This is a genomic window from Kitasatospora sp. RG8 (assembly GCF_017813315.1).
Taxonomy (GTDB): Bacteria; Actinomycetota; Actinomycetes; order Streptomycetales; family Streptomycetaceae; genus Kitasatospora.
Map to the genome: position 1 here is coordinate 31,423 of NZ_JAGIYX010000024.1, position 25,877 is coordinate 57,299.

20 protein-coding genes are annotated in these 25,877 nt (G+C 74.1%); 4 read left to right on the forward strand and 16 right to left on the reverse strand.

The genetic code is table 11. The features are described 5' to 3' along the window. The first annotated feature begins 63 nt into the window (after positions 1 to 63). Positions 64 to 966 (forward strand): sucrase ferredoxin, encoded by a 903-nt coding sequence (locus J5Y04_RS29110; protein WP_209415390.1) that lies wholly within the window; start codon positions 64 to 66, stop codon positions 964 to 966. Between the two features lie 45 nt (positions 967 to 1,011). Here the strand turns inward: J5Y04_RS29110 and J5Y04_RS29115 are convergent, their stop codons facing one another. The 3 genes from J5Y04_RS29115 to J5Y04_RS29125 all read right to left on the reverse strand — a co-directional run bounded on the left by J5Y04_RS29115 (position 1,012) and on the right by J5Y04_RS29125 (position 3,972). Beyond that, the gene (locus J5Y04_RS29115; RefSeq protein WP_209415391.1) at positions 1,012 to 2,088 is read right to left on the reverse strand and encodes an ABC transporter substrate-binding protein; all 1,077 of its coding nucleotides are present in this window, start codon (positions 2,086 to 2,088) and stop codon (positions 1,012 to 1,014) included. 170 nt (positions 2,089 to 2,258) lie between these two features. Further along, on the reverse strand, positions 2,259 to 3,125 hold the full coding sequence (locus J5Y04_RS29120; RefSeq protein WP_209415392.1) for an ABC transporter permease: 867 nt from the start codon (positions 3,123 to 3,125) through the stop codon (positions 2,259 to 2,261). Then, the gene (locus J5Y04_RS29125; protein ID WP_209415393.1) at positions 3,115 to 3,972 is read right to left on the reverse strand and encodes an ABC transporter ATP-binding protein; all 858 of its coding nucleotides are present in this window, start codon (positions 3,970 to 3,972) and stop codon (positions 3,115 to 3,117) included. Before J5Y04_RS29125 ends, J5Y04_RS29120 begins: the two co-directional genes overlap by 11 nt. 336 nt (positions 3,973 to 4,308) lie before the next feature. On the opposite strand from J5Y04_RS29125, the gene J5Y04_RS29130 reads away from it, so the two are divergent. Both J5Y04_RS29130 and J5Y04_RS29135 read left to right on the forward strand, forming a co-directional pair. After that, entirely contained in the window at positions 4,309 to 6,057 is a 1,749-nt protein-coding gene (locus tag J5Y04_RS29130; protein WP_209415394.1) for a sensor histidine kinase, read from the forward strand. Continuing rightward, complete coding sequence (locus J5Y04_RS29135) at positions 6,057 to 6,746, forward strand: response regulator (RefSeq protein ID WP_209415395.1); 690 nt, start codon at positions 6,057 to 6,059, stop codon at positions 6,744 to 6,746. Before J5Y04_RS29130 ends, J5Y04_RS29135 begins: the two co-directional genes overlap by 1 nt. 114 nt (positions 6,747 to 6,860) lie before the next feature. On the opposite strand, the gene J5Y04_RS29140 is transcribed toward J5Y04_RS29135, so the two are convergent. The 6 genes from J5Y04_RS29140 to J5Y04_RS29165 form a co-directional block, all read right to left on the reverse strand. After that, entirely contained in the window at positions 6,861 to 8,597 is a 1,737-nt protein-coding gene (locus J5Y04_RS29140; RefSeq protein ID WP_209415396.1) for a cation acetate symporter, read from the reverse strand. Then, entirely contained in the window at positions 8,594 to 9,172 is a 579-nt protein-coding gene (locus J5Y04_RS43675; RefSeq protein ID WP_307853354.1) for a DUF485 domain-containing protein, read from the reverse strand. The genes J5Y04_RS29140 and J5Y04_RS43675 overlap by 4 nt, the downstream gene beginning before the upstream one ends. Positions 9,173 to 9,296: 124 nt before the next feature. Further along, on the reverse strand, positions 9,297 to 10,076 hold the full coding sequence (locus J5Y04_RS29150) for a response regulator transcription factor (RefSeq protein ID WP_209415397.1): 780 nt from the start codon (positions 10,074 to 10,076) through the stop codon (positions 9,297 to 9,299). After that, positions 10,046 to 11,212 (reverse strand): histidine kinase, encoded by a 1,167-nt coding sequence (locus J5Y04_RS29155; protein WP_307853355.1) that lies wholly within the window; start codon positions 11,210 to 11,212, stop codon positions 10,046 to 10,048. The genes J5Y04_RS29150 and J5Y04_RS29155 overlap by 31 nt, the downstream gene beginning before the upstream one ends. Before the next feature lie 148 nt (positions 11,213 to 11,360). After that, complete coding sequence (locus tag J5Y04_RS29160) at positions 11,361 to 11,831, reverse strand: CcdC protein domain-containing protein (protein WP_209415399.1); 471 nt, start codon at positions 11,829 to 11,831, stop codon at positions 11,361 to 11,363. Positions 11,832 to 12,065: 234 nt separating this feature from the next. Further along, positions 12,066 to 14,177: a type IIA DNA topoisomerase subunit B gene (locus J5Y04_RS29165; RefSeq protein ID WP_209415400.1), complete on the reverse strand. Its 2,112-nt coding sequence runs from the start codon at positions 14,175 to 14,177 to the stop codon at positions 12,066 to 12,068. 594 nt (positions 14,178 to 14,771) lie between these two features. Between J5Y04_RS29165 and J5Y04_RS29170 the strand changes: the two genes are divergently transcribed. Continuing rightward, positions 14,772 to 15,005: a hypothetical protein gene (locus J5Y04_RS29170; RefSeq protein WP_209415401.1), complete on the forward strand. Its 234-nt coding sequence runs from the start codon at positions 14,772 to 14,774 to the stop codon at positions 15,003 to 15,005. A 199-nt stretch (positions 15,006 to 15,204) separates the two neighbouring features. Here J5Y04_RS29170 and J5Y04_RS29175 read toward each other — a convergent pair whose 3' ends face one another. The 7 genes from J5Y04_RS29175 to J5Y04_RS29205 all read right to left on the reverse strand — a co-directional run bounded on the left by J5Y04_RS29175 (position 15,205) and on the right by J5Y04_RS29205 (position 25,846). Next, positions 15,205 to 16,011: a serine protease gene (locus J5Y04_RS29175; protein ID WP_209415462.1), complete on the reverse strand. Its 807-nt coding sequence runs from the start codon at positions 16,009 to 16,011 to the stop codon at positions 15,205 to 15,207. 519 nt (positions 16,012 to 16,530) lie between these two features. Next, positions 16,531 to 18,174: an RNA polymerase sigma factor gene (locus J5Y04_RS29180; RefSeq protein ID WP_209415402.1), complete on the reverse strand. Its 1,644-nt coding sequence runs from the start codon at positions 18,172 to 18,174 to the stop codon at positions 16,531 to 16,533. Between the two features lie 469 nt (positions 18,175 to 18,643). After that, complete coding sequence (locus J5Y04_RS29185; RefSeq protein ID WP_307853357.1) at positions 18,644 to 19,576, reverse strand: FadR/GntR family transcriptional regulator; 933 nt, start codon at positions 19,574 to 19,576, stop codon at positions 18,644 to 18,646. A 145-nt stretch (positions 19,577 to 19,721) separates the two neighbouring features. Continuing rightward, positions 19,722 to 20,627 (reverse strand): hypothetical protein, encoded by a 906-nt coding sequence (locus tag J5Y04_RS29190; protein ID WP_209415404.1) that lies wholly within the window; start codon positions 20,625 to 20,627, stop codon positions 19,722 to 19,724. Positions 20,628 to 20,630: 3 nt separating this feature from the next. Then, the gene (locus J5Y04_RS29195) at positions 20,631 to 22,367 is read right to left on the reverse strand and encodes an ATP-binding cassette domain-containing protein (protein ID WP_209415405.1); all 1,737 of its coding nucleotides are present in this window, start codon (positions 22,365 to 22,367) and stop codon (positions 20,631 to 20,633) included. 229 nt (positions 22,368 to 22,596) lie between these two features. Continuing rightward, complete coding sequence (locus tag J5Y04_RS29200) at positions 22,597 to 23,355, reverse strand: NUDIX domain-containing protein (RefSeq protein ID WP_209415406.1); 759 nt, start codon at positions 23,353 to 23,355, stop codon at positions 22,597 to 22,599. Positions 23,356 to 23,662: 307 nt separating this feature from the next. Beyond that, entirely contained in the window at positions 23,663 to 25,846 is a 2,184-nt protein-coding gene (locus tag J5Y04_RS29205) for a glycogen debranching N-terminal domain-containing protein (RefSeq protein WP_209415463.1), read from the reverse strand. Positions 25,847 to 25,877: the final 31 nt, after the last annotated feature.

A 25,877-nucleotide genomic window follows, 5' to 3' on the forward strand; every position in this document is an offset into this window, starting at 1 on the left:
CTCGTGGCGGGGCACCTCTCGGTGTCCCGCCATGGTCATTTCGGTACGGGTAGCCTTGCCTGCGTGAGCACTTGTGCGACGTTGTCGCGTGAACTGTCGGAGCCGTTGGCCGCCACGGCGGCGACCGCCACGACCTGGCTGCTGGTCGAGCAGAGCGGGCCGTGGGGGGCCAAGGCGCTGGCGGAGAGCCACCTGGACACGGCGGTCGGGCGGGCGCTGGAGGCGGCCGCGGCGGGGACCGGTGTGCGGGTGGCGCTGATCCGGCGGCCGGGGCGGCATGCCGACTGTCTGCCGGCCGCGCGCCACGAGGTGATCGTGGCGCACACCGTGCCGGGGCGGGGCTGGGTGCGGCGGGCCGGGGTGGCGGATCCGGCGGAGTTGCTGGCCCTGAACTTCGCGGCGCTGGGCGCCGGGGAGCACGGCGGGTTCGGTGCGGAGCACGTCGGCGGGCCGGTGGCCCTGGTGTGCACCAACGGCCGGCGGGACCGCTGCTGTGCGCTGCTGGGCCGGCCGTTGGCGGCCGAGCTGGCGGTGGCCGGGCACAGCGAGGTGTGGGAGGTGACGCACCTGGGCGGGCACCGCTTCTCCCCCACCATGCTGGTGCTGCCGTACGGCTACGCGTACGGCCGGCTGACGGCGGAGTCCGCGAAGGAGGTCCTGGCGGCGACGGCGGCCGGGCACATGGTGCCCGAGTGGTCGCGCGGCTGCTCGGGTTGGGAGCGCCCGGGCCAGGCGGCCGACCACGCGGTCCGGCTGGCCGTCGGGGAGACCGGGGTGGACGCGCTGACGCTGGCGCAGCGGTCGGCCGGTGAGGGCCGCTGGCTGGTGACGGTGCGCCACGAGGACGGCCGCGTCTGGGAGGTCGAGGTCGCCGAGGGCGCGAGTGAGCCGCCCCGCCCCGAGAGCTGCGGCAAGGCTGCGGGCACGCCGTCCCGGATGACCGTGACGGCCCTGCGGGAGGTGTGACGGCCCCGCGCCCGTGGGGGTGGGCGCGGGACCGTCGGCGCGGGTTCAGCCGGTGGCGGCCTTGCCGACGAACTCGGTGGTGTAGGTGCGGGCGAGGTCGATGGTGCCCTCCTTGCCCTTGACGTCCGGATGGAAGGCGGCGAGGACGGCGAGGACGGTCCTGGGGCCGTCGGCGGGCATCACGCCGTCGGTGGTGAACATCGGCAGGGTCGCCTTGATCGCGGCCGCGTACTGCTCGGCACCGCCCTGTGCGTAGTCGGCGGGCATCTTCGCGGCGATCTCCTCGGGGCTGTGGGTGGACATCCACTTGAGGGTCTTCACGAAGGCGTTGGCGAGCTTCTGGGTGGTGTCCTTGTTCTTCTCCACCCAGTCGGTGTTCATGTAGAGCGAGGACGAGGGGTAGAGCCCGCCGAGTGCGGCGCGCGAGCCCTCGGGGGTGCGCATGTCGTAGAGGATCTTGCCGAGGCCCTTGTCGAGGATGTTGGCGACGGTGGGGTCGGTGGTCATGCCGGCGTCGATGGAGCCCTGTTGGAGCGCGGCGATGAAGGTCTGGCCGGCGCCGACCGCGATCGGGCTGAAGTCGGCCACCGCGGTGCCGTTCTTGACGGCGAGGTACTTGGTGAGGAAGTCGGTGGAGGAGCCGATGCTGGTGACGCCGAGCTTCCTGCCCTTGAAGTCCGCGCCGGACTTGATGGCGTCGGCCTGCTTGGCGGAGACGATCTCGACCTCGCCGGGGGCCTGGGAGAACTGGACCACCGACTCGACGTTCTTGCCCTTGGCCTGGAGGTCGATGGTGTGGTCGTAGAAGCCGACCGCGCCCTGGACGTCGCCGGCGAGCAGGGCGGTGGTGGCGTTGACGCCGGCCGGTTCGCTCATCAGCTCGACGTTGACGCCGGCCTCGGCGAAGAAGCCCAGGCGCTGGGTGAGCATGGCGGGCATGTAGATGACCTTGTCCAGGCCGCCGACCATGATCTTGACCTTGGGCCCGTCGACCTGCTGGCCGGCCGGGGCCGCGCCGTTGTGGGAGGTGGAGGCGGCGTCGTTGGCACAGGCGGCGAGCGGGAGGAGCAGGACGGCGGCGAGGGCGGCTGCGGCGACTCTGCCGGTCGGGTTCGGGCGCATGGGTGGGGGTGCCTCTCTACGGACTGCGGGACGGCGGGAACGGGCGGAAGCCGAGGGGGACGGCGGGAAGGGGCGGAGCCGAGGGAGACGGCGGGAAGGGGCGGAGCCGAGGGGGACGGCGGGAACGGGCGGAGCCGAGGGGGACGGCGGGAACGGGCGGGAACCGGGGGTCAGCGGCCGTCGCCGGAGTCGGCGGGCTTCCAGCGGAAGAGTTTCTTCTCGGCGAAGGTCAGCACCCCCTCGGTGAGCAGCGCGACCACCGCCAGGATGGTCATGGCCGCGTACACGCCGGCCGCGTTGAAGGTGCCCTGGGCGGCGGCGACGAGCAGGCCGAGGCCCTTGGTGGCGCCGATGTACTCGCCGACGATGGCCCCGATCAGAGCGAACCCGAAGCTCACGTGGAGGCTGGTGAAGATCCAGGTGGTGGCGGCGGGGATGACCACCTGGAGGGTGACCCTGCGGTTGTCGGCACCCAGGATGCGGGCGTTGGCGACGAGGTTGCGGTCCACCTCGCGGGCGCCCTGGAAGGCGTTGAAGAAGACCGGGAAGAACACCAGGACCACCGCGGAGGCCACCTTGGAGGCCGGGCCGAGGCCGAACCAGATCAGGAAGATCGGGGCCAGCACGATGCGCGGGATGGCGTTCAGCACCTTGATGTAGGGCCCGAACACGTCGGCCAGGAAGCGGATCCGGCCGAGCGCGATGCCCAGCAGCACGCCGCCGGTGACGCCGATCACCCAGCCGGTGAGGGCCTCGTAGAGGGTGTAGCCGATCTGCTCGCCGAGCGAGCCCTGAGCGGTGCCGTGAGTGGTCCACTGCCAGATCTGCGCCCAGATCCTCGACGGCTGGGAGAAGTTGAACGGGTCGATCACTTCGGTGCGGGCGCACACCTCCCAGAGCCCGAGGAAGGCGACGAGCACCGCGACCCGGGCCCCGTACACCCCCAGCCTCCGGTTGCGGGCGGCTCGTTCGCGGGCCTCGGTCCTGGTGGTGGGGACGGCCGCCGGCTCGGCGGCGACCACGGTCTCAAGCGGCACGACCCGCTCCTCTCTCACGGGTGATGCGCACCTCTTCGCCGAGCGAGGCCCAGATCTCGCGGTAGAGCTCGACGAACCTCGGCTCCAGCCGGACGGCCTCCACGGTGCGCGGGCGCGGCAGGTCGACGGTGAAGACCTCCTTGACGGTGGCCGGGCCGGCCGTCATCACGACGACCCGGTCGGCCAGCGCGATCGCCTCGTCCAGGTCGTGGGTGACGAAGACCACCGAGGACCCGGTACCGGCCCACAGCTCCAGCAACTGGTCGGACATCAGCGCGCGGGTCTGCACGTCCAGCGCCGAGAAGGGCTCGTCCATCAGCAGGATCCGCGGGTCGTTGACGAAGGTCTGGGCGAGCGCGACGCGCTTGCGCATGCCTCCGGAGAGCTGGTGCGGGTAGCGGTCCTCGAAGGCGCCGAGGCCGACCCGGTTCAGCCAGTCGCGGGCCCGCTCCCGGGCCTCGGCGGCCGGGACGCCGCGGAAGCGCGGGCCGGCCATGACGTTGGACAGGACGGTGCGCCAGGGGAAGACGGCGTCCTGCTGGAAGACGAAGCCGACCTGCGGGTTGATCCCGTCGACCGGCGCGCCGTACACCCGGACGTCGCCCTCGGTGGGCTCCTCCAGACCGCTGACCAGTGTCAGCGTGGTGGACTTGCCGCAGCCGGTGGGGCCGACGACGGCGACGAACTCGCCCTCCGCCACGGTCAGGTCGAGGTCGCGGACGGCGGTGTGCAGGGTGCCGGACGGAGTGCGGAACCGCTTGGTCGCGCCGGTCAGCTCGATCGCCGGGGCAGCCGCCGGGGCTGCGACCGGATCCGGTACCCGGCTTGTCGCGGGGGTTTTGCTCATGGGACCTCCCGGGTCTCTGCTTGCTCCGGGAGGCTAGGAGCGACCGGGGCGACGGCGGGAGGCTTCTCGGCGTACTGCGGGTTCTCCGCGTTGAGGGCTGTTCTGCTCGTTTTGCTTCCGCTACAACAGCGGGGACGCGGCTGACAGAAACACGTCGGAAACATAGGGTGTGCCGACCACCCGACCGCCCGGACCGAGGGGCACCCGCCCGGCCGATGGAGGACCCCCGCCCGGCCCGACCGCCCCGCCCGACCGCCCGCCGGGCCGGAGGCGGGCACCCGTAGCACCACGCCCCGCCCGTACGCCCGCCCGCGAGCCCGCCGAGAGGAGGCCCGGATGAAGCACCCCCGCTGGCCCCGCCGGGTCTTCGCCCAGCTGCTGCTGAGCCAGACCGTGGTCACCGTCGGCGTCACCGTCGTCACCGCAGGCCTGTTCCTCGCGCCGGTCAGCTCCGAGCTGGACCACGACGCGATGCAGCGCGCGCTCTCGATCGCCCAGGCCACCGCCAGTGACGAGGTGATCGCCCGGGCCGCCGAGGCCCGCGACTCCGCGACGGCGCAGCGCAACGCCGAGCAGATCCGGCTGGCCACCGGCGCCAGCTTCGTCGTGGTCACCGACCTGGACGGGATCCGGCTCTCGCACACCGACCCCGACCGGATCGGCCAACGGGTCTCCACCGACCCGGAGCCGGCGCTCGGCGGCCGCAGCGTCACCGCCATCCAGGAGGGCACCCTGGGCCGCACCGCGCGCGGGAAGGTGCCGCTGCGGATCGCCGGCGGGCGGATCGTCGGTGAGGTGTCGGTCGGGATCAGCGACGACTCGATCCGGCGGCGGCTGCTGAAGATGCTCACCGGCATCCTGCTCTGCGCGGGCGCCGGCCTGGCCGCAGGCACCGTCGCCACCCTGGCGCTGGCCCGCCGGCTGAAGCGGCGCACCCACAACATCGCGGTGGCCGACATCTCGGCGCTGCTGGTGGAGCGCGAGGCGATGCTGCACGGCATCCGCGAGGGCATGGTGGCACTGGACGAGCGCGGCCGGATCCGGCTGGCCAACGACGAGGCGGTCCGGTTGCTGGGCCTGCCCGCGGGCTGCGCCGGGCGGCCGATCGACGAGGTCCTGCCGCCCGGCCGGCTGGCCGACGTGCTGGCCGGCCGGATCACCGGCGCCGACCTGCCGGCCGTCCGCGACGACCGGGTGCTGGTGGTGAACCGGATGGCGACGGCCGAGGGCGGCGCGGTCGTGACGCTGCGCGACCGGACGGAGCTGGAGTCGCTGGTCCGCGAGCTGGACACCACCCGCAGCCTCACCGAGGCGCTGCGGGCGCAGGACCACGAGCACGCCAACCGGATGCACACCCTGCTGGGGCTGCTGGAGCTCGGCCGGCACGAGCAGGCGGTGGCGTTCATCTCCGAGCAGTCGGGTTCGCACGCCGCGGTCGCGGCGCGGATCGCCGAGCAGGTGCAGGACCCGCACGTCGCCGCGCTGCTGGCCGGCAAGACGGCGGTGGCCGGCGAGCGGGGCGTCCGGCTGGTGGTCGCCCCGGCGGCGCACCTGCCGGACGCGGTGGTGGACGCCCGGACGCTGGTCACCGTGCTCGGCAACCTGATCGACAACGCCGTGGACGCGCTGGCGCCGGGCGGGGGCGGCCGGGTGGCGGTGACCCTGGCCGCGGCCGGCTCCACCCTGCTGATCGAGGTCGCGGACAGCGGCCCGGGCGTGCCGGAGGAGCTGCGCGAGCGGGTCTTCGAGGAGGGGTGGAGCAGCAAGGACGCGCCCGCGCACCGGCCGCGCGGGCTGGGGCTGGCGATGGTGCGGCGGCTGGTCGAACCGACCGGCGGCCGGATCGTGCTGGACGGCGGCCCGCTCGGGGGCGCCCGGTTCACCGTCGAGCTGCCCGAGGCCCTGCACGACGGGGGCCCGTACGACGACGCCCTGCACGACGGGGGCCCGTGCGCCGTGGGCCTGTGCGACGCCGCCCCGCCCGCAGGGGCCCCGCCCGCCGGTTCCCTGCCCGAGGGAGCCCTGTACACCGCCGACGTGCCGCACCCGGGGGACCAGCTCACCGCACCGCTCGTGGAGGCGTGATGATCGACGTACTCGTGGTGGACGACGACTTCCGGGTCGCCGACGTGCACGCCGCGTACGTGGCCAAGGTGCCCGGCTTCCGGGTCACCGGCACCGTGCACTCGGCCGCCGAGGCGCTGGCCGCGCTGGAACGCCGCCCGGTCGACCTGCTGCTGCTCGACCACCACCTCCCGGACGAGACCGGTCTCGCCCTGGTCCGCCGGCTGCGCGAGCGCGACGTCACCTGCGACGTGATGATGGTGACCGCCGCCCGGGACGTGTCCACCGTGCACGCCGCGATGCAGCACGGCGCCCTGCAGTACCTGGTCAAACCGTTCAGCTTCGCCGGGCTGCGGGAGAAGCTGGTCGCCTACGCGCAGCTGCGGCACGCGCTCGCCGGACCCGCCGCCCGTGAGGCCGGCCAGGACGAGGTGGACCGGCTGTTCGCTACCCTGCGCAGCGCGGCGGCCCCGGCGGCCGCCCTGCCCAAGGGCCACTCCGCGCCCACCACCGACCTGGTCCTCGGCGTGCTGCGCCGGGCCGGCCGGCCGCTCTCCGCCCAGGAGGTCGCGGACGCCACGGGGCTGAGCCGCTCCACCGCGCAGCGCTACCTCAAGCAGTTGGAGCGCGACAACCGGCTGCGGCTGACCCTGCGCTACGGCGACACCGGGCGGCCCGAGCACCGCTACGTGCTGGCGGTCCGCACCTGAACCACGTGCCGGCCGGTCCGCGCCTGAGCCACGTGCCGGCCGGTCCGCGCCTGGGCCCGGACGTGCCGAACCCCGGCGGGTGCCAGGCCCGCCGGGGTTCGGGAGGAGTGCGGCTCAGGCCGCCCCGGCGCCGGTGAGGGAGCGGACCTCCAGCTCGGCGTAGCGGTCCGGGTCGGCCGGCTCGGGCGAGGTGACCGTGCCGATCCAGCCGGCCAGGAAGCCCAGCGGGATGGAGACGATGCCCGGGTTCTCCAGCGGGAACCAGTGGAAGTCCATCCCCGGGAAGAGCGCCACCTTGCTGCCGGAGACCACCGGCGAGAAGGTCACCAGCACCACCGCCGGGATGAGCCCGCCGTAGACCGAGCAGACCGCACCGCGCGGGGTGAACCGCCGCCAGAACAGGCTGTACAGCAGCACCGGCAGGTTGGCCGAGGCGGCGACGGCGAAGGCCAGGCCGACCAGGAAGGCGACGTTCAGCTGCTGGGCGAAGAGGCTGAGCGCGATCGCGACCGCCCCGATCCCCACCGCGGCGATCCGCGCGACGCCGACCTCCTGCTGCTCGGAGAGCCGGGCGGCCGTTTCACCGGAACCGCTCCCCCCGGCCGCCCGTCCGCCGGCGGCCGCCCTCGCGCGTGCCCGCCGGGAGGCCGGGACGGCGGCCCGGCGGCCCCGGCGGCGGCGCGGACGGCCGCGCCAGGCGCCCGCCCAGATGTCGTGGGCGAACGCCGCCGAGGAGGCGAGCGTCAGCCCGGCGACCACGGCGAGGATGGTGGCGAAGGCGATCGCCGAGATCAGCGCGAAGAGCACCACCCCGCCGGTGGAGCCGTTGCCGCCGCCGAGGACCAGGGCCAGCAGCGGGACGGCGGTGTTCCCCGCCGGGTTGGCGTGCCGGACCTCGGCCGAGCCGACCAGGGCGGTGGCGCCCAGACCGAGCGCGATGGCCATCAGGTAGAAGCCGCCGACCAGCCCGATCGCCCACATCGTCGAGCGCCGGGCGGCCCGTGCGGTGGGCACGGTGTAGAAGCGGGAGAGGATGTGCGGCAGCCCGGCGGTGCCCAGGACCAGGGCCAGGCCGAGGCTGAAGAAGTCCAGCCTGCTGGTGACGCTCCCGCCGTACTTGAGCCCCGGCTCCAGGTACCGCTGTCCGGCGCCGCTGTGCTGGGCGGCCTGGCGCATCAGCTCGGCGACGTCCCCGTGGAAGCGGACCATCAGCAGCACGGTGAGCAGCACCGAGCCGGCCACCAGCAGGACGGCCTTGACGATCTGGATCCAGGTGGTGGCCCGCATCCCGCCGATCGTCACGTAGACGATCATCAGCCCGCCGACCGCGACGATGGTCCAGGTCCGGGCCCCGGAGCTGTTGGTGCCGAGCAGCAGGGCGACCAGGCTGCCCGCGCCGACCATCTGGGCGACCAGGTAGAGCAGGGTGACGACGATGCTGGCGCCGCCGGCGGCCGCCCGGACCTTGCGGCGGCGCAGCCGCAGGGCCAGCACGTCGGCGAGGGTGTACCGGCCGGCGTTGCGGACCAGTTCGGCGACCAGCATCAGGACCACCAGCCAGGCGACCAGGAAGCCGATGCTGTAGAGCACGCCGTCGTAGCCGTAGAGCGCGATCAGCCCGGCGACGCCGAGGAAGGAGGCGGCGGAGAGGTAGTCCCCGGAGAGCGCGAAGCCGTTCTGCAGCGGGGTGAAGTCGCGGCCGCCGGCGTAGAAGTCCTCGGCCGCGCTGCCCCGGCGGCCCACCCAGAGGGTGATGCCCAGGGTGACGAGGACGATGACGGCGAAGAGCACGATGGCCAGGTCGTGGTGGTCCCCGGTGGGGGCGACGGGGGGCGGGGTGGCGGTCCTCATCGCAGCTGGTCCTGGGTGTCCCAGCGGAGCTCCAGGGCGGCCCGGTCCCGCTTGGTGCGGGCGTTGCGGGCGTAGAACCACGTGAGCAGGAACGTCGAGGCGAACTGCAGCAGCCCCAGCAGCCAGGCCACGTTGAGCGGGCCGGCGATCCGGGTGCGCATGACGCCGGGCGCACCGGCCTGGGCCGCGACGTACAGCAGGTACCAGCCGAGGAAGGCGGCGCTGGCGGGGAAGACGAAGGCCCGGTAGCCGCGCTTGATGTCCTGGAAGGCGTCGCTGGCCTGGACGGCGCGGTACACCTCGGTGCTGCTGTCGACGGCCGGCGGGGCGGCGAGCCGCGCGGGTACCTGCGGGGGCACGGCGTGACCGCGGAGCGGCCGGACCGACGGTTCGGCCGGTGCCGCTGCCGTGAGCCGCGCCTGCGCCGGCGCCGTGTACGGCACCGTGACCGGCACCGGGGTCGGCGCCGGGGGCGGCTCCTCGGCGGACCGACCGGGCGGGGCGGAGGCGGCGGGAGCGGCCCACCAGTCGAATCGCTGCCCCTGGCCGGGGCTGCTCGTCTGCTGCTGTGGCACTACTGCTCCTGAGCCGAGGGGTGTACTGACCAAACCATCATGGAGGCCCGCAAACCCCGCCAACTCCCATTGCAGATACGTTCACTCGATGAGGTGATCGATGATCCGACAGACACTCATCGGACTACTGCTGCGTACCGGTGATCCCGTGTCGGAAGGCGTACGCGACCGCCTGCGCCCTGTCCCGGACGGCGGTCTTGGCGAACAGGTTGTTGATGTGGGTCTTCACCGTGGCCGGGCTGACGAACAGCCGCCGGGCGATCTCGGTGTTGGAGAGCCCGTCGGCGATCAGCGCCAGCACCTCGGCCTCACGGGCGGTCAGCCCGTCCGGCAGCTCGCCCGTGGGCGCCGCCGAGGACACCGCCCGGCCCGGCGCGGGCCGGGGCGGGGACGAGCCCGGGGAGGAACTCGTGCCGGGCGCAGCAGCCGGCGCGGGCCCGGCCGTGGGGGCCGCGTCCGCCAGGCGTTCCAGCAGCCGCAGCTGCACCTGCGGTGAGAGCCCCGCCGCGCCCGAGCGGACGTCCGTGATGGCCCGGGCGATCTCCTCGCCGCCGGCGTCCTTGGTCAGGTAGCCGCGCGCCCCGGCCTGCAACGCGGGGAACAGCGAGTCGTCGTCGGCGTAGGTGGTGAGCACCACCACCTCGGTCTCCGGGTGGGCGGACCGGATCCGGCGGGTCGCCTCGACGCCGTCGCAGCGGGGCATCCGCAGGTCCATCAGGACCACGTCGGGGTGGTGCCGCTCCACCAGGGCGACGGCCTCCTCGCCGTCGGCGGCGGCGGCGACCACCTCGATCCCCGGCAGCAGCCCGAGCAGCATGACGATGCCCTCGCGCACCACCGTCTGGTCGTCCGCGACGACCACGCGGACCGGGCTCACGCCGGCACCCTCAGCAGCACGCGCCATCCTCCCTCGTCCGGGCCCGCCAGCAGGGTGCCGCCGAGCAGTTCCGCGCGTTCGCGCATCCCCAGCAGACCGTACCCGCTGCCGCTGGCCGCCAGCTCCCCGGCCGACTCACCGCGCGCCGGGCGGGTGTTGCGCACCTCCAGCTCCACCTCCTCCGGCAGGTAGCGCAGTTCGACGGTGCAGCGTGCGCCGGAGGCGTGCTTGCGCACGTTGGTCAGCGCCTCCTGCGCCGTGCGCCGCACCGCGAGCCCTGCCTCGGCCGCGAGCGGACGCGGCGTGCCGATGACCGAGAGGACGGCCCGCTCACGCCCCGTCAGCTCCACGAGGAACTCCCCGACCGGGGTGAACTCGCCCCGCAACGCGGAGAGTGCCTGCCGGGTTTCGGCCAGCCCGTCCTGCGCCATCCGCCGGGCGGCCACGACCCGTTCGCGGACCTGCGCCCGGTCGGTGCCGGCGTCCAGCATCAGCCGGGCCGCCTCCAGGTGGACCAGCTGCGCGGAGAGGCTGTGGGCGAGCACGTCGTGGATCTCCCGGGCGATCCTGGCCCGTTCGGCGAGCGCCGCGGTCTCCGCCTCGGCGGCCCGGGCCGCGCGCTCCTGGGTGAGGAGCCGGCGGGCGGTGCCGCGCGCCTCGGTGTCCAGCCGCAGCAGGTAGCCGAGCAGGGTGAGCCCTCCGACCGTGGCCAGGACGCTCAGCCAGCTCGCCCAGCTCGCCACCGCGTACGAGACGAGCGCGACCACGGCCGTGACCAGTGCGACGGCGGGCGGCAGCCGGACCAGCGCGGTGACCGCCAGGCCGGACCAGACGAAGTCGGCCAGCAGGTACGCCCGCCCCCAGTTGGCCAGCCAGGCGCTGGCGATCAGCGAGGCGGAGAGGACGACGGTGGGCCGCAGCCGCTGTTCGCGGCTGGTCCACAGGAAGGCCGCCGCCTGGGCGACGCACGCGACCAGCCCGCCCCCGGCCGCCACGGCGCTCCAGCCGTCGTACCTGCCGTTGGAGTACGTCCCCAGGACGAGCGTGACGAGAAGCACGATCCGGCCGATGGCCGTGAGGGCGCGCCGCGCCGGGCTCTCGGCCTCGCGCTCCAGCCCCTCCCGGGACGGCCAGCGGGTCCAGCTCCACCCGGGCGCGGGCACGGGCACCTCCATCGGGGCACTTGGGGTCGTTTCCGGGCCGCATCCGGGCCGTTTCCGGGCCGTTTTCGGGCCGTTTCCGGGCCCGGCGCCCACGGCTCCCGGGAGGAACGGCCCCGAAGGTGCGGCTCCCGGGAGCCGGTCGGCGAGGTCAGTAGTACGCGGGCTCCAGGTGCCGCGCCCTCCAGTTCACCACGAGCGTCCTGACCAGCAGCAGCACCGCCAGGCCGAGCAGCAGCGCGCTGCCGCTCTGGCGGATGTGCAGCGCCGCGCCGGCCCCGAACAGGCCGATCCGGATGGCGAGCATGCCCGCCCAGGCCGCCGCCGTGGCCTGGGTGCCCTGCGCCCAGACCGCGCCGTCCGCGTCCTTCCAGAGCCGGACGGTCCAGCCCCAGACGGATCCCATCGCGAGGACCAGCAGCAGCGAGACGGCGAGCAGGGCGACGGCGGCGCCCTGGTGAGCACGGTCGATCATCTGTGGATCGCGCAGCGCGACCACCGCGAGGATCAGTGGCAGCAGCCAGAAGCGTCGTTCGGTCTCCAGGCGGCGCGCCTGCATCTGGCGGCCGATCACCAGTGCCATCACCGCGATGACCACGAGGATGTTGACGAGGCCGGTCATCGGTCTCTCCGTTCCGGCGGAAGGGGCTGGCTGACCTCTCCGACGCTACGGATCCGGCGCCGTCCGCTGATCGGAGCCGGGGTGGACCGGGGGTGGACCCGCCAGCACGAAGGCCCTCCACCCACGGGTGGAGGGCCTCGCCGCGGAACGGGCCGCTCAGGCGCCGAACAGCCCGGACCTCGAACAGCCCGGACGTCGAACGGCCCGGGGGCGAACGGCCCGGGGGCGGACGACTCAGGCGTCGATGCGCGAGCGGTCCAGGGTGGCCGCCGAGTCCACGATGAACTCCTTGCGCGGGGCGACGTCGTTGCCCATCAGCAGGTCGAAGATCCTCTCGGCCTGTTCGAGGTCGCCCAGGTTGATCCGGCGCAGCGTGCGGTGGCGCGGGTCCATGGTCGTCTCGGCCAGCTGGTCGGCGTCCATCTCGCCGAGGCCCTTGTACCGCTGCACCGGGTCCTTCCAGCGCAGGCCCTTGCGCTGGAACTCCAGCACGGTGGAGCGCAGCTCGGCGTCGGAGTAGGTGTAGTGGTACTTCTCCTGACCGCGCTTGGGGTTGACGAGCTCGATCCGGTGCAGCGGCGGCACCGCGGCGAAGACCCGGCCCTGCTCGACCATGGGCCGCATGTACCGCTGGAAGAGCGTCAGCAGCAGGCAGCGGATGTGCGAGCCGTCGACGTCGGCGTCGGCCATGAAGATGACCCGGCCGTAGCGGGCCTGGTCGATGTCGAAGGTGCGACCCGAACCGGCCCCTATCACCTGGATGATCGCGGCGCACTCGGCGTTCTTGAGCATGTCGCTCACGGACGCCTTCTGGACGTTGAGGATCTTGCCGCGGATCGGCAGCAGGGCCTGGAACTCGGAGTTGCGGGCCAGCTTGGCGGTGCCGAGCGCCGAGTCGCCCTCGACGATGAAGAGTTCGCTGCGGTCGACGTCGTCGCTGCGGCAGTCGGCCAGCTTGGCCGGCAGCGAGCTGGTCTCCAGCGCGGTCTTGCGGCGCTGGGCCTCCTTGTGCTGGCGGGCGGCGACCCGGGTGCGGGCTGCGGCGACGACCTTCTCCATCACGGCCCGCGCCTGGAGCTTCTCGTCCTTCTTGGCGGAGGTCAGGAAGGCCTTGAGCTCCTTGGCGACCACGGCGGCGACGATCCGGTTGGCCGCCGAGGTGCCCAGCACCTCCTTGGTCTGGCCCTCGAACTGCGGCTCGGCGAGCCGGACGGTGACCACCGCGGTGAGGCCCTCGGTGGCGTCGTCCTTGGTGATGTCGTCCTCGGCGACGCGCAGCAGCTTGCTCGCGCGGAGCGCCTCGTTGACCGTCTTGGCGAGCGAGCGCTCGAAGCCGGTGATGTGGGTGCCGCCCTTGGGGGTGGCGATGATGTTGACGAAGGAGCGCAGCGTGGTGTCGTAGCCGGCGCCCCAGCGCAGCGCGATGTCCACGCCGAGGTGGCGGGTGACCTCGGTGGGCGTCATGTGGCCGAGCTCGTCCAGGACGGGGACGGTCTCCTTGAAGGTGCCCTCGCCGCGCAGCCGCAGGACGTCGCAGACCGGCTTGTCGGGCGCGAGGAACTCGCAGAACTCGGCGATGCCGCCGTCGTAGCGGAAGGTCGACTCCTCGACCTTGTCGCTCTCGGTCAGGCGCTCGTCACGGACGACGATGGTCAGCCCGGGGACGAGGAAGGCGGTCTGCCGGGCCCGGCTGTGCAGGTGCTCCAGCGAGAGCCGGGCGTCCTTGAGGAAGATCTGCCGGTCGGCCCAGTAGCGGATCCGGGTTCCGGTGCGGGTCTTGGGGACCTTGCGGGCCTTGGTGAGGCCGTTGGCCGGCTCGAAGGGGGCGTCCGGGCTGGTCTCGGTGAAGATGCCGGGGGTGCCGCGGCGGAAGCTGATCGCGTGGGTGTGGCCGTTGCGGTCGACCTCGACGTCGAGGCGGGCGGAGAGCGCGTTGACGACGGAGGCGCCGACGCCGTGCAGACCGCCGGAGGCCGCGTAGGAACCGCCGCCGAACTTGCCGCCGGCGTGCAGCTTGGTCATCACGACCTCGACGCCGGACAGCCCGGTCTTGGGCTCCACGTCGACCGGGATCCCGCGGCCGTTGTCGCGCACCTCCACGGAGGAGTCGTCGTGCAGGACGACGTCGATCCGGTCGCAGTGGCCGCCCAGCGCCTCGTCGACGGAGTTGTCGATGATCTCCCAGAGGCAGTGCATCAGGCCGCGGCTGTCGGTCGAGCCGATGTACATGCCCGGCCGCTTGCGAACCGCCTCCAGGCCCTCCAGGACGAGCAGGTGCCGAGCGGTGTAGTTGGAACCGTCGTCGCCGGCCAGCAGTGCGGACGGCACGGTCGTTTCGGCACTCACGCGGCACTCTCCTCGGTGAAGTTCTGTCTCATCGGTCACATCCGGCCCGGTCACATCCGACCCGGCCCTGTCCGGCCCGGCCGGTTCCGGGGTGGCATCCGGCCGCAGCCGGACCGTCCGCCAGTGCAGCACACCACACCGACAGCCGTTCCCCTGCGTGTGCGCGCCCTTCCGCCGAGTGCGCAGCACGGCGGGCGGGGCCCGCGCAGCTTGTACGCGCTGCGCGAACAAGCTCCGCGCCGGACGACGGACGCCGGAGCGCCATCTCCTCCCGGTACCACCGGTCCTGGCGGATCGTGGGACCGGGCGCAGGCTCCGGAACTGCCGTTATGCAGGCTACCGGGGCCTGAGACGGGGCTTATGCTCCAACCCAGCAGAGGATTATGCTACGCGGACCTCGCACCCGATCCCGATCGGGCGTTCGAGCCTGAGGCGGATCCTGGGATTCGGTACGCATGAACCACCGGCCCCCGGGGCACGTCCTCATCAACACAGCAGAATCCTCAAAGAAGAAAAGCCACGAGCGGGAACGTTTTCGGCCTGGTTGGATGTTGACCCTGGTACGACAGCTCGTCGAGCTAGAGAAGAGGCGACGTGACTACTGTTCTGACACCTGCGAGCCCGCTCACCGCGGCTGACCGCTGCGACCGCTGCGGCGCCCAGGCCTACCTGCGCGTCGTACTCGCCAGCGGCGGAGAGCTGCTCTTCTGCGCCCACCACGGCCGGAAGTTCGAGCCCGAGCTCAAGAAGATCGCCGTGGAGATACAGGACGAGAGCGGCCGTCTCAGCAACACCACCACTGCCACGGCCAGCGACGAAGAGCGCTGAGTCCAGGCGCCACAGCAGCAACCAGCGACGAGCTGTGTCCGGCCGCGCACCGCGCGCGACCGGTGAGCCGGGCGACGGGCCCCCTTTCCGGGGCCGGTCGCCCGGCTCTGCTGTTCTGTGCCCACCGCTCCCGGTGGTCACGCCGTCACCGGTGCTCCCGCCCGGCCCGGCGACGCGGCGTCAGAAAGTGACCAGGCAACTACAGTACGGAGCGCACCGCGTCCGAGACCGAGCCGATCCTGGTGTAGACGCCCGGGTGTGCCGCCTCCGCGCAGCCCGTGCCCCAGGAGACCAGCCCGGCCAGCCGGCCCGCGACGACCAGCGGGCCCCCGCTGTCCCCCTGGCAGGCGTCCTTGCCGCCCTTCTCCTCCGCCGCGCAGACCATGCCACGGGCGTCGAACCGCCCGTCCGGCCCGCCCGGGTAGGCCTGCGCGCAGGTCTGGTCCGGGATGATCGGCACGTCGACGCCGCGCAGCACCGGTGAGTAGTTCCCCGTCCCGGCGGTGTCCCCCCAGCCGTAGACCTGTGCCCTGGTCCCCGGCTGGTACGGCTCGGTCTCGCCCTGGCCCACCAGGTCGATCACCGGCCTGGCGCCCTGCGACTCGGTGAGCGTGACCACCGCCACGTCGTTCATGTTGGCGGCGAAGGCGTAGTCGGGGTGGATCCAGACCGACTGGACGCCCACCTCACGGCCGACCGAGCCGCGCAGATCGTCCCGTCCGACCAGCACCTTGAGGCCCGGCCGGTCCACCCGCTGGCCCTTGGCCTCGTCGTAGAAGCAGTGCGCCGCCGTCACCACCTTGGTCGGGGTGACCAGCGCGCCACCGCAGAACTGCCCGGACCGGCCGGTGCCGAACTGCTGGCGGCTGGCCAGCGCCACCATCCACGGGTGGTCGGCGGTGGTCGCGACGGCCCCGCCGACGATCCGGCCCTGGGCCCGGGCCGGAGCGGCCGCCGGGCCCAACGCGACCAGCGGCGCGGGCAGCGCCGCGAGCAGGGCCAGCACGGCGGCCCGGTGGCGCACCAACCGGGCGCCCGGGCGTGCCGGTGTCGGGGCGGCGGTCGACAGATCCGCGCGGTCCGGGTTGGGCAGCACCGTGTCTCCAGTTGGCTCGGCAGCAGGCAACCGGCACAGCGTAGGTGATCGACTACGCCCTGCGACCGGTTCCCGCCGCGCCGCCACCCGGACGAGCGACAACCGCCACCCGGACGCTGACGCACCCGGCCCCCGGCTTGCGGAGGGAGCCCGGAGGTGCACTTCCGGGCTCCGGGCAGGGCCAGGGCGGGAGTCCGGCAGGGCCAGGGCGGCCAGGGCGGGGTTTCCCGCAGGGCCGGGACGGGTTGCAGACGGCGCCAGGGCAGGCTTCGGACGGGATCCGGACGGGATTCAGGGCGCTCGGGCAGGGTTTCGGGCGGGCTTTCCTGCGGCGCCCGGCAGGACGGTGGGCCCGGCGGGCACGCGAAGAGGCCCGGAGCGGTGTGCTCCGGGCCTCTTCCGCAGGGCTTCCGCCCCGGATCCTGCCGATCAGTCCAGGTAGTCGCGCAGCACCTGGGAGCGCGACGGGTGGCGCAGCTTCGACATGGTCTTGGACTCGATCTGGCGGATGCGCTCACGGGTGACCCCGTAAACCTTGCCGATCTCGTCCAGCGTCTTCGGCTGACCGTCCGTCAGGCCGAAGCGCATCGACACCACGCCCGCCTCGCGCTCGGACAGGGTGTCCAGCACCGAGTGCAGCTGCTCCTGGAGCAGGGTGAAGGAGACCGCGTCGGCCGGCACGACCGCCTCGGAGTCCTCGATCAGGTCACCGAACTCGCTGTCGCCGTCCTCGCCCAGCGGGGTGTGCAGCGAGATGGGCTCGCGGCCGTACTTCTGGACCTCGATGACCTTCTCGGGGGTCATGTCGAGTTCCTTGGCCAGCTCCTCCGGGGTGGGCTCGCGGCCCAGGTCCTGGAGCATCTGGCGCTGGACGCGGGCCAGCTTGTTGATGACCTCGACCATGTGCACCGGGATGCGGATGGTGCGGGCCTGGTCGGCCATCGCGCGGGTGATCGCCTGGCGGATCCACCACGTGGCGTACGTGGAGAACTTGTAGCCCTTGGTGTAGTCGAACTTCTCGACCGCACGGATCAGACCGAGGTTGCCCTCCTGGATCAGGTCCAGGAAGAGCATGCCGCGGCCGGTGTAGCGCTTGGCCAGCGAGACCACGAGGCGGAGGTTGGCCTCCAGCAGGTGGTTCTTGGCGCGGCGGCCGTCCTCGGCGATGATCTCCAGCTCGCGCTTGAGCTTGGGGGCCAGCTTGTCGGCGGCCGAGAGCTTGTCCTCGGCGAACAGGCCGGCCTCGATGCGCTTGGCGAGCTCGACCTCCTGCTCGGCGTTGAGCAGCGGGACCTTGCCGATCTGCTTCAGGTAGTCCTTGACCGGGTCCGCGGTGGCACCGGCGACGGCGACCTGCTGGGCCGGGGCGTCGTCCTCGTCGTCGTCGGAGAGCACGAAGCCCTGCGACTCCTCCTCGGGCTCGGCCTCCTCGCCCGCCTTGTCGCCGGGCAGGGCGACGTCCTCGAGCAGCTCCTCCTCGCCGATGAGCTCCTCGTCGCCCTTGCCCGCCTTGCCGGAGGCGGTCTTCTTGGCGGCGGTCTTCTTGGCAGGGGCGGCGGTCTTCTTGGCCGCGGCCTTCTTGGCGGGGGCCGCCTTCTTCGCCACGGCCGCCTTCACCTCGGTGACGACCGTGGTCGTCTCCCCGGCGGTGATGTCGGCGGACACCGTGCTGACCGAGGCCGCGGCGGCCACGACCGCCGGAGCGGCGACGGGGGCACCGGGCGCGATCCGCACGGGCGGCTTGGTCGGGGCGGCGGGGGCAGCCGGGTTCCGGGTGGTGACCGCCTTGGTGGCGGTGCGCTTGGTGGGGCTCTTGGCAGCGACGCTCTTGCGCTTGGCGCCGGCCGGTTCGGCCGCGCTGACCATGAGATCCACCCCCTCCTCAATCAGCACCTGGTTGAGGCTGCGCATGACGTTCTTCCACTTGGTGACCGGGATCTGGTCCGCCTCGAACGCCTGGCGCACGTCGTCACCGGCGATCTGCCCCTGGGCCTTGCCCCGCTCGATGAGCGCCAGCAGAGCCGCGGACTCGGCGATCTCGGGGGGAAGTGAACGGGATGTGCTGGCCGACACGAACAACCTCTCGGACGATGAGTGGACTCGAACCCGTACCGGCCGCCCGAGCGGGCGGGGAAGGAAATCGCGCGTCAGGCACGCGGTGTCGATTCCGACCGACTCGGGCTTGAGGACTGGGTTTGCAGGACGGCAGCAGCGCCGCAGACCAACACAGCATTCTGACATGTTGGGGTATTCCGGAGCTGCTTCCGCTCTGGAGACATCGCTGCTACTCGTCAAGTGTTACGCATGGCCTTCGTGTCGCGGGTCACACCGTTCGGCGCCCGCGACCCGGGGCCGGCTTCCATCATCGCGCACTCGCGCCGAAGTCGGTTGGCATGGGCAGGACATGTCGGCGTGGCGGGAGTCCGGAGGGCCGGGCGGGCGGGTGTGCGACCCGGCACGGAAGGGCCCTCCGACCGCGCCGTGGGGTGCAGCCGGAGGGCCATGGGTTCGCCGGGGTCGCTCGGTCGCCAGGTGGGGCGGCTCAGTGCTCCCGGGGGGCCGGGACGGACGGCTCGATCTCCGGGTGGACGGTGAGCAGTGCCCGCATCGCGGCCTCGCCCGCCGTGCCGTCGCCGGTGCCGAGCGCGTCGACCAGCCGGGCGTGCAGGCCGACCGAGGCCTCGGAGGGCCGCTCGCAGGAGGTGGCCGGACCGCCGGACACCTGGAGCGCACCGGAGACGATCCCGGAGAGGTGCTCCAGCATCCGGTTGCCGGCCATCTGCAGGACGAGGACGTGCAGCTCGGCGTCGGCCCGCGAGAAGGTGGCCAGGTCGGCCTGGGCGGCGGCGTGGCCCATGATCTCGATCAGCTCGACCAGCCGCTGCTGGACGTCCTCCCGGCCGTGGCCGGCGGCGAGCCGGGCGGCCAGCGGCTCGATCGCCCAGCGGAGCTCGAACAGCTCCCGGCGCTGCTCGTCGCGCTGCGGGCCGAAGGCGCGCCACTCGATGATGTCCGGGTCGAGCAGGTTCCAGTCGCCGACCGGGCGGACCCGGGTGCCGACGTTCGGCCGGGCGCTGACCAGGCCCTTGGCCTCCAGCACGCGCAGCGACTCGCGGACCACGGTGCGGGAGACCTCGAACCGCTGGCCGATCTCCTCGGGGACGAGCGGGCGGTCGGCACCGAGGTCACCCGAGACGATCATCTGGCCGAGCTGCTGCACCAGCTGGCCGTGCAGGCCGCGGCCGCGGCTGCTGGTGGTCTTGCGGCCGACCCGGGCCAGGTCCGACTCGGCGCCCTCCCAGCGGGGCGCCGGCGGGATCGGCCGGTCGGCGTACGAGAAGCGGTCCAGGTCGCCGGAGCCGGGGACGGCCCCGTCGGCGGAACGGGCGGGGGTCATGGTGGGGTGCGCAAGGGTACTCACAGGTCCTTTGTCGGCGATCGGCGGGCCCAGCTTGAGGATTCTCGTGAAAAGCACACGAAAGGGTGATCGACCGTGACTGGATAATTGACTTCTTATCAGGAAGAACCGCTCATTACGGTCACAGCTGGTCGATCTTGGCAGACCGTCAGCAACGGCCCCGCCCCGGCGGGGCGGCCGGGGCGGGACGTTCCGGAGGGGCTCAGAGCGCGCGGCGACGCGCCTGGACCAGGAGGGCGGCGAGCAGTAGCACCGCCGCGGGCGCCGCCACCGCCGCCAGCAGCGCGGGATCGGTCAGTGCCGACCCGCCCGCCGCAACCCGGCGGTCCCCGCCGTACACCCATCCGTACGCCCACTCGATGCCGGACTGGAACGGCAGCAGCTCCGCCGCGCGGGTCGGCCAGGCCGTCCCCGTCTGCCGCAGCAGCAGCGCCACCGCGGACTCCAGCAGCGGCGGCAGCGCGCAGAGCAGCAGCACACCGGCGACGGCGCTGCGGGTCAGCGAGGCCGTCAGCACGCCCGTCCAGCCCGCCACGACCACCAGTCCGACGAAGGCCAGCAGGGCGGCCGGCACCCCGTGACCGGCCACGAGCGCCGCCGGGGCCAGCGCCCCCGGGAGGTCGGCGAACCCGGTCAGGCCCGCCGAGGAGAACGCCTCGGACACCCGGTCCGAGAGCGCCGCCGGGTCCGACCAGGCGGCCACCGCCACCCCCGCCGGCAGGGCGAGGTGCACGGCCACCACGTCGACCAGCAGCGTGGCCACCGCCAGCAACCCCGCCACCGGGGCGATCACCACCAGCTTGGCCAGCAGCAGCCGCACCCGGCGCAGGTACGACACCTGCGAGGCGGGCAGCCCCGGGTGGCGCACCTCGTGCCCGTACGAGAGCGCGCCCAGCACACCGGCGCCGAGCGCCACGAACGGCAGCGGGATCAGCGGGACGGTCGCCGTGAGCAGCCGGACGCCGGCCGGACCGGCCAGCGCACCCGCCGGCGCCTGCGCGGCCAGCACGGCGGCCACGACGGCGTCGCAGAGCAGCACCGTGGCGAGGAGCAACCAGGTGGAACGGAGGCCGCGCAGCCGGCGCAGCTCGTAGGCCAGGGCACGCACGGTTCACTCGCTCCGGTGGTCGGGGGTGGGCGTCTGGGCGGGGGTGTCGGTGGGGGTGGGGGTGGGGGTGGGTGCGGGTGCAGGGGCGGGGTCGGACGTGGGGGCGGGCATGCGTGCGGGGGCGGTTGCCGGGTCCAGACGGCCGAGGCGGATGGTGTCGGCGGTCAGCAGGTCCCCTGCGGCGGCGGACTCCTCGCGCCGGTCACGGGGCTCGGCGCCGGCCTGGCCGCCGCCGCCCGACCGGACCAGCCCGTTGAGGCCGTCCCGGAAGAGACGGTCCACGGCGACGGTCGGGGAGGGCTCCAGAAGGCCGGCCAGGTCGCCCAGGTCGCCCAGGTCGCCCTGGTCGTCCTGGTCGTCCTGGCCCGGGGTCTCGCGCCCGGTGGGCGGGGTGGTCTGGGTCATCCGGGTCATCCGGGCCATCCGGGCCACCACCGACAGTGCGGTCGCGGCGGAGGCGCTGTCGGGGCTGTCGGGGTTGTCGGCGGAGGTGCTGCCGACGGGGGTGGCCGGGCCCGGGGAGACCGGGCCCGGGGAGACCGCGCCCGGGGTGGCGGGCAGTGCGAGGGCGGGGAGCGCGACGCCGGCCGGTGTCTCGGCACTGGGCTGGGGCACCTGGGCCTGTCCGCCCCGCCGCTCCGGTTCCGGTACCGGCCCGGGCTCCTGGTCCACGGTCGCCGGACGCATCGCCCGGGTGGCCGCCGCCTGACCCGCCATCTGCTTGTCGGCCGCCCGGCGGGCCTTCACCGGGCGCTTCCCGACCGGACGGTCGGACACGGAATCGGCCGGAGGACGGCCGTCCGCCGCCTGGACGTGGAGGCGACCGGAGCGGCCCGAGGACACGGGCAGCGTGGCGCGGGGCGCGGGCTGCTCCACCACCCTGTCGGCGAGTTCGTGCAGCAGGATGCCGTGCTGGTAGGCGAGTTCACCGATCTCGGTACGGCCGATCCCCGACACCGCGAGGCCCGCCCCGCCGTCCCGTCTCACCTGCGCGCCCTGGCCGGCCAGGAGATCGGCGAGACGGGCCATCTGCGGCCCGCGCACCGCCACCTCGGGGCTGAGCCGGGTCCGGCGGAACTCCGCCACCGGCTGGTCGGCCACCATCCGGCCCTGGTCGAGCGTGATCACCCGGTCCGCGAGCTGGGCGGCCTCCTGCGGGGTGCGGGTGGTCACCAGGACCGTCCCGCCCGCCACGCCGAACGAGCGCAGGAAGGAGTGGAACCACTCCACGTTGCGCGGCGACAGGCCCTCGGTGGGAGCGTCGAGGAGGAGGGTCCCCGGGTCTCCGAGCAAGGCGGTGGCGAGCGCCAGCCGACGGTGCATGCCGGGCGAGAAGGTGCGGAGCCGCTGCCCGGCGACGGTGGCGAGCCGGGTCTGCTCCAGCAGCTCGTCGGCCCGCCGGGCGGGGGCTCCGACGGCCGCCGCCAGCATCCGCAGGTGGCTGTGCGCCTTTCGGCCCGGGTGCCCCGCGACGGACCCCTCGGCTCCGCCCGGACCGGGCAGCAGCACGCCGACCTCGCGCTCAGGGCGCCGCAGTCGGCGGTAGGTGCGGCCTCCGAAGAGCGTGACGCCCCGGCCGCGTTCGAGTTCGAGCATCAGCCGCAGTGCAGTGGACTTGCCGGCGTCCTCGGGGCCGAGCAACGCCGTCACCACTCCCGGGCGGGCGTCGAAGGTCAGATCGAGCACCGCTGGCGGCCCGCCTCTGCGGTAGACCTTGGTCAGTCCGGTGATCTGGATCATCGCTGGCTGCTCCCATGCCCTCGGCCGACCTGCGTCCCTGCGTGACGCGGGGCCGCGCCCGCGCGACCCCGCGCCAGCACATTAGGGGGCCACCGTGGCGATTCCGGGCATTACGGGAGCGGCGCGGGCCCGGGGGCCACACACCTCACCCGATCAGGGGACAATCCGATCCTGCGACGGGCCGTCGGCCGACGGGGGAAAGACCCCCCGAGCCGTCTCGCCGCCCCGCTCAGGAGTCCGGGCGCAGCATCGGCGGGTTGAGCACGGTCGCCCCGCCGGCGGTGAACAGCTGGGCCGGGCGGCCACCCTGACGTGTCGTCGTGCCGCCGGAGGGCAGCAGGAAGCCGGGGGTGCCGGTGACCTTGCGATGGAAGTTCCGGGGGTCCAGCACCACGCCCCACACGGCCTCGTAGACGCGGCGCAGCTCGCCGACGGTGAACTCCGGCGAGCAGAAGGCGGTGGCCAGCGAGGAGTACTCGATCTTGGAACGGGCGCGCTCGACGCCGTCGGCAAGGATCAGCCCGTGGTCGAAGGCGAGCGGGACCTCGTCCGCCGGGTTCTTTCCGAGCAGTTCGGTGACGGGCGCCCAGCGGGCGCTGCTGGCGTCGCCGCCGGCGCGCGGGGTCGGCAGGTCCGGGGCCAGGACCAGGTACGCGACGCTGACCACCCGCATCCGGGGGTCACGCTGCGGGTGACCGTAGGTCGCGAGCTGCTCCAGGTGGGCGCCGGCCGTGCCGGGGGTCGCCGCGTCGTGACCGGGGGCGGAGTAGGCACGGAGGCCGGTCTCCTCCGCCAGCTCCCGGGAGGCCGCCTCGGCCAGGCCCTCGTCCGGACGGACGAAGCCACCGGGCAGCGCCCAGTAGCCCTGGAAGGGGGGCTCGCCCCGTCGGACCAGCAAGGCACACAGCGCGTGGTCCCGCACCGTCAGCACCACCAGGTCAACCGTGACAGCGAACGGGGGGAAGGCCGACGGGTCATAACGCGACATGGCGACGATCATAGTCGTCTCTCTGACGATAAGCACAGGCCCGTGCACGGACCGTGCCGTGACCGCGCGACGGAAGGACCGGCGCCGGTCCGGGCGGAACCGGGCGGGACCGGCCCCGGGCCGGGGACGGGTCCGGACCCGGCGGGCCCGGTGGCCGGCCGAGGCGGGCCCCGTGGCCGGCCGGGGTGCCCCGGGGAGCGGGTCCGGCCGGGACCCGCCCCCGCCCGCACGGGACAGGCCGCGGGACAGGCCGAGGCCGACCCGGCAGCCGCCCGCCACGGGTGCCGCCCGCCTGGTGGCGGTGGCGTCAGCGGGCGACCAGCTGCAGCTCCGCGGACGCCTCCTCGACCATCGCCACGCCGATCCGGCTCACCCGGACCGAGAACGGCTCACCCGCGACGCGCAGGCCGGTCAGCTGCAGCTCACCGAGCGGCGCGGTGCTGGCCGGGCGGACCAGCACCCGCCCGCCCGGGACGTCCGGACGGACCCCGGCGAGCGCGAACACCGCGTGCACCGCGCCGGCCGCCGAGACCGCCGCGGGGCGGCAGGCCGCCGGGTGCGGCACCGGCGGGCAGCCGGGCGTTCGCTGCTCCCCCGCGTACATCTCCGGCAGCCGCCCCTCGAAGTGGGCGGCTGCGCCGAGCAGGCCCTCCAGCAGGGCCCCGGCCTCGTTCTCGTGGCCGGCCTCGGCCAGCCCGGCGATCGCGAGGGCGGTGTCGTGAACGCGCACCGCTCCGCTGCGGTGGCCGAGCGGGTTGAACCGGGGCGACTTGGCGCTGAGGGTGCGCAGGCCCCAGCCGCTGTCCAGTTCGGGCGCGGCCAGGCGCTGGGCGAGCAGCCTGGTCTGCTCGCGCTCCAGCAGGCTCTCGTGCCGCCCGCCCTCGGCGGAGAGCCCCGGGTCGAGGAGGTGGACGAGGGAGGAGGCGACCGCGGGCAGTGGCTGGCCGCCCGGTCCGAGGGCGGCCGCCGGGCGCCCACCGGAGAGGTCGTCGACCCAGAACCGGTCGCGGAAGCGTCCTCGCAGTGCGGCCGCCCAGCTGCGCCACTCCTCGGCGCCGGGACGGTCGAAGGCCTCCAGGAGGTCGGCGCCGTGCAGGGCGGCCCGGTGCGCCTGGGCCTGGACCTCGGCCCGGGCCGCCACGGGGTGGGCGGCGCGGTCCTCGACCGGGCGGCTCAGGTCGGTGACGAAGCCGTCGACCAGGCCGCCACGGAGGGCGCCGAGCGCGCGCTCGGCGGCCGGGAGCAGCTCGGCGACCTCCTGCCGGGGCATGCCCCAGCGCCAGGCCTCGGCCAGCACGGTGATGAAGAGGAGCGTCGCCTCGGTGGCCGTGCAGGCGGGCGGCAGCTCGGGCCCGCCGTGCCGCAGGGCGCCGGGCAGCAGGCCTTCGGGGCGACGGCCGGGCTGACCCGGACCGCCCTGGCCGCCCGGCCCCTGCGCCGTTCCCGCCTGGCCGCCGGCGGGGCCGAGCTGCTGCCGGCGGGCCAGCGCCCGGAGGGTGCCGGCGGCCAGCCGGGTGCCGAGCGGGAGGACCATCCGGGCCGTCCACAGCGCGTCGGCCGGGGCGAGCCCGAACCTCCAGGGCGCGCCGGAGGCCGGGTAGAGGTCGGTCGGGCGGTCCGGGTCCGCGAACAGCAGGCCCCCGAGGGCGTCCAGGGATCGCGGTACCAGCAGCTCGACCCGGGGGTCGTCGCTCCGGATCTCCGGTTCCGCCCAGGGCAGCGGGACCCCGGTGCCGCGCCCGCCCGGCGGCCGGGGGCCGGGGGTGGTGCTCTCCAGCTCGGTGCGCAGCTCGACCGACCAACGGGCGCCGGGCTGCACTTCGAGGTCCCAGCGCAGTACGCCGGCGCCGGCCAGGACGGCGTGCGGCGACGGCTTGGCACTGACGACGGCGCTGTGGGTGGGGCCCACCCACCGCAGCCCGGCGGACTGCACCTGGCCCGGCAGGTCCGGCGACCGGTGTCCGGCGGCGATCTCGCCGACCGGGCCGAGGTCGGTGCCGAGCGCGATCTCCAGCGGCAGCCGGGCGGGCCGGCTGCCCGTGTTGCGGACGGTGACGGTCTCGACGCCGTCGGCGTGCCGCAGCCGCTCGACGGTGAGCGCCGGGTCGGGGTCGGGGTCGCCGGGGATCCGGACCGCGCCGAGGAAACGGGCCTGCGCCGCCGTGGTCAGCGTCCCCTGGAGGGGCAGCGGCTCCATGCCGCCGATCCGCAGCTCCATCCGGGCCAGCACCCGGACGCCGGAGCGGTAGAAGCCGTGGAGACCGTGGCCACGCAGCTGCCCGTCCGGCCCGGAGGCGGCCATCGCGGGCGCGTTGACGCAGAGCACCGCGTGGTGGACGGCTGCGGGCTGCGGACGCGGTGGGGCCGAGGCCCGTGCCTGGCCGGCGGGCGCGCCCGCGGGGACCTGGTCGGGGCGGCCGACGGGTCTCGGCGCGCCGGCCACGGTCTCGGCCGGCACGGCCTGTGACGGCCTCGCCTGTGGTGGCCTCATGGCGGTCACCGGACTCTCCTCCCCTCGGCGG